The 4,685-nt window shown below is 40.0% G+C and carries 1 protein-coding gene; it reads right to left on the minus strand.

Annotation, left to right across the window (positions count from 1 at the left end):
- Nucleotides 1-93: 93 nt before the first annotated feature.
- Nucleotides 94-4,404 carry a DNA polymerase gene (locus QZZ35_RS09255; RefSeq protein WP_291237138.1) on the minus strand — a complete coding sequence of 1,437 codons (4,311 nt, stop codon included), beginning with the start codon at nucleotides 4,402-4,404 and terminating at the stop codon, nucleotides 94-96.
- Nucleotides 4,405-4,685: the final 281 nt, after the last annotated feature.

Raw genomic sequence — 4,685 nt, forward strand, 5'->3', positions numbered from 1 at the left:
TTACGGAGACCACTACCCGTACGACCACCATCAGCGAGAGCCAGTCTTCTCCTGAATTAGCAAATAAGTAAATAAAGAAATTTATTTAAAACTTTATAAAATTTCGATTCTTGCTTCTTTTTCGAGTGGTTCCTCATCACTCTCAGGATCATAGATGATCTCGATCGTGTCGTCCTCGTTGCCCTCTATCGTATTTCTAACTTGTTCGTCTCTCTTTCTTTTTTCAGCCTGTTGTTTTCCTAAATCCTCTTCGTCAGTCACGACTCGTTCTTGTTCAGCCTCTAATTCGTCGGCAGCATCCAGCAGGACGCCAAGATCTAAATCTTCAATCAGACGGTCACCGTCTTTCGATTCTACTAAGTCAGTAATCACTTCAACTTCTCCTTCCGCAGTAGCTCTGACTTGTTTGGTCATGTGCACGCTCATGTTGTGTCCAGCCTTCTGACGGATCTGCACCATGCCGCACTTGTCCAAATCCTTGTACAGCGTCTCACCGTAGTACAGTCTGAGGTATTCTTCCTTGCTGATGCTTTCCGCACGAATTCCTTTCGCTCTTCTATGAAATTCACAAGATCCTTCTGATCCACGCAACTCATCGATATACATTTTCTTACCGACACCACAGAAAAACGAACTACCCAAACATTTTTCTCCTTTTCGGAACGTTTTAGGTTCGAAATCAACATGGAACTGACCAAGTTCTCCTCCAATCATATCGAGTCCTCCAAAGTAGGACTTGAAGGCATCAGCGATTGCATCGACTTGCCAGCCATACAGATGCAACGAGTCAGTATCTGTATACAGACATGGTTTTCCTGTAATCTGCTCAACCATCGCACTCACCGGACAGATCACTGCCCGAGATCCAGCTAGAACTTCACAACCAAAATTCACATCGTAGGCAGCATCGTCTTTACTTTTTATTTTCAGTATGAAGCATCCGCCCATGTATTGGAGCTGAGTAATTTTTCTCCAATTTTTCTTAATAAATGATAATAATTCTTCAACACCATCATGTTCTTCGAATTTTCCTGTTTTTTCAATAAATCTCCAAATACGTGCTGGGAAAAACATTTCTTCAGTCTCTCTTATTTTCGTTACATTTTTACCATAGAAACTATTCATGATCAGTTTTGCTGCTTCCTGAATAGGATGATCGAATCCTCCACTGTGGTTGAGCCTTCTGAACGCGTAGACATCTTTCATGAATTGTTGAATCTTGTCACATTTTCCATGTCTCCACTCTAGACCACCAAGTACTCTGAAATGTGCTCCTTGGATATTCATCATCGTTCTCAAGTCCGTAAGTTTGCGAAGTTGCATCAGCCCAGCAGGAACTTCATTGTTCCAACGGCACCTTGGTTCAGGCTTTTCCTGTTTCCAACAATTCGTAGGCATCGCCAACTTCTTGTCGTACGTGATATCAGTGATCACATACATCGCATCATCTGGAGCCTGACCGTTTACAGCACTCAGCCAAATCCATCGTTCTGTTTTCTGACTTTTCGGACCGAAATAGACAACTTCCGGAATGCCGAGCGGAATAGAAGCACGACTCATCGCAGTCGGATAGAGAGATCGCGCATCGAAATCCTGTATGAGGTGCTGATACAAGTATTTTTCGTCTTCCGCACTCAGGCCTCTATCTGGATCTTTACTTTTTTCAATCAGTTCAGCCACCTTCGAGTCTTCCTTACGGCAATCCACCAGCTGTCGTTTCTCGTTCGCTAGAGTACATCTACCCCCTGTGGTGCATTTCAACATGAATTCTCTCAATCTTCCTTTATACTTATAAGTATAATTATCAGGTTTTTCACTTTCCTTTAGTTTTATTGGAGCCCCTTGACGTACTGCGGCCTCAGTAACTGCTTGTGCAATCGCTGGAGCGCTCATGAAATTGTATACATCGAATTTCTTGAACGGAGGCATACCCTTGAAAGTATTTTTCGTAGCATCCTGTTCTCCAATTGCTTCCCAACTCTTCATTCCAATCGCCAGTAGATCAACATCACGTTCGCAATAGTACTTAGAATATTTCCCAACATCGAAAAATTCGCCGTATTCTCCTTCAAGACATCCTACTTCTGAAGCACTTTTCCACAGATCTTCAAGTAATTTCTCTTTTTCTTCAGTATTTTTGTGATATTCATAGAGCTGGATCGCTGCCTCCATATTTTGGATAGATACAACAAAACGATTTCTGAAAGATTTTTCCTTTCTAGCTAACAATTCTTCATTTATAGCATCATACGCATACACTTCTTTCTTCATTTTTTCCTGTTCTTCTTTAGGCAAAAACATCTTGGGGAAATTTTTCAGCGCTGTTGTAATAATCGTAAAGGAATTTCGCAATATGAACTCGGCTCCCATGAACTTGAACGTCATGCTATACCACACAGCACCTTTTTTAACCGCTGCTTCCTTTTTCGCAGGTGAGAACTGTGTAATGAAAGCCTGAACATCATATCCTAGATTATGGAAATAGATACGAGGCGACAACAACTTTTTATCAAAAATCTCTGTATACTTGGGTACTCCTTTCAGTATTTTCCTATATACCTGTTTAAGTGTTTTAACTTCTTTATTCTTTTCTAGACGATTTTTTATCATTTTCGCGGCAGTATGATTTAGCGTAGAAACCCTCTTCAATTCACCGAATACCCAATTTGTATACTTTTTCAAGAATATTTTCATAGCTTCACGTATTGGATTGTCTGTTTCCCATAATCCTACTGAAATATCGAGATCTTTTCTATAAATTCCCTTAATCACAATAAGAGAAGGCTTATGAATTCCAGTTACCGGATCAATAAAGGATTCTGTATCACCAGCAAATAGGCATTCTCGAGGTATGCATTTTACACCTAATTTTTTATTTAATTTTTCTTCTATATCAGGAACACAGCATTCTTTCAGTACTTCTGGGTTGGAATGGAAAAATTCAAGCTCGTCACACAGGTTCAACTTCTCTTCTTCATAAATTCCACTGTATTCTTCAAATACTCCAGCAATAGGAACAACAAAACGTTTTTCTACAAGAGTAGCCAAAAGTCTTCCACTACTATATGAAGGAAGTACTTTTATAGGAGGACGATAAGGATCTACTTGCGTTTCGTGTATAGAAGGTTTTCTTTCTACCATTACTTTTTCCTTATATTTAAAAGGCCATTCATCGACCTGATATTCTCTATTTACATCTTCTCTCCAATAGAAATAGTGTTCTCCATTCCACTGCCCTAGTTTAATATAAATACAATTCTCTTGTTCCATATTTTTCTTCCATTCTCTTTTTGGTAATTTATAGGATTCCCAGCATTTTTTACTTGGTTTATATATTTTCTGTTCAATTACAAAAGGAATTTTAGCTTCTTTAAACCAATTAGAGATCTTGTCGAAAGGAATTTTCTCTTTGGAAATAAACATTCTACTATGAATCAACTTTTCAAGCAGTGCTCTGAGTAAAGCTTCTGACTGTGGATTCTTCTGATGCCCAAAATTCTCTTGAAGAGCCACAATAGCACAATGAGGCTGAGGTAGCCAATTGGTATACATCTCGTACGGAGTCATTTTATCGTCTTCTATTATTATTCCTTTATTCATAGTTTCTTCCCATTCTTCTTTAAATTTCTCACAATCGAACGTAGTAAATTGCTTTTTATATAGTAAATACTGAATAGTCATCATTTCTCTGACTCCTGGTACCCCATAATGGATAAACATCCAACATGACTTGTCTATAAAATCTGTATATTCGTCTGTCCATTTTCGAGGAAGCTCTTTTGCTCCATATAAATGTTCAGTACCTTCTCTATGTTCCCTATCCTCATCTGATTCCTTTTCTTCAAATTCCTCTTTCAGCATATAAGGGAAAAATGCGCCGCCATTGTGTTCTCGATGAAACCCTAGTTTTTTAAGTTCGTTTCTTTCCCTCTGGTCCGTCAGTGAAAATGCCGACATTGTCCCCAGCACCTGAGGTAGACCATCTGTACCTCTTGGGACCAACCCGATCCAGTCCAGAGACCACTTCCGTTCCTGAGCCTGAATTTTCCTGAGTGCCCTTGGGTCGACATCTGCCTGCGCAAGTGGATCGGACCCACCAAGAACCTTTTGGATCGCTGCCTGACTGATCAACCCTCTTGGATCGTCCTCCTTGACAGTACTGATGAAATGGAACAGGCTATCCACCTTGAGAGGATCAAACTCTGCCTGCAAAACGAAGTCAGTATATTTTCTTCCTCCAAACTCTCTCTCGACCCTATTGCCCAACAAAAGAACCGACTGTCGCAACTCTTCCTTCGTAATCAGATCCATCACGGCTGACAAGGTACTTGCCTGGTAGACCTTACCTCCAAGAGTCCTCCTGACTGCGTCCTGGGCGGCCCGGCTCTGCTCTCTGTAATCCATATTCATCGTCTTGAAACTTTGTAAATCTTGTAAAAATAGAAAAAGAAAAAATTTGATCCTAACCTCCCGCCTCTTTTAAAACAACTTTTAAATTTTAAATTTGAATCCATGCTAATTGAGGAAATTTTTAGGATATTTCATCCATACGGAATTTTCGTTTGCCACGTCATCGTGACGTCATCGAAATTTGAATTTGAATTTATCAAACAAATTTTGGTTGCTGGTTTCCTTTTTGGGAAAGGGGGGAGGTGACGTAACCTCCCGCCTTTCCCATATACACA

The organism is Frisingicoccus sp. (genome assembly GCA_016298055.1).
Lineage (GTDB): Bacteria > Bacillota > Clostridia > Lachnospirales > Lachnospiraceae > Frisingicoccus.

Bases quoted from the DNA above. Each gene is read 5' to 3' on its own strand.
- QZZ35_RS09255 (WP_291237138.1), bottom strand. From the start codon at position 4,404: ATGGATTACAGAGAGCAGAGCCGGGCCGCCCAGGACGCAGTCAGGAGG.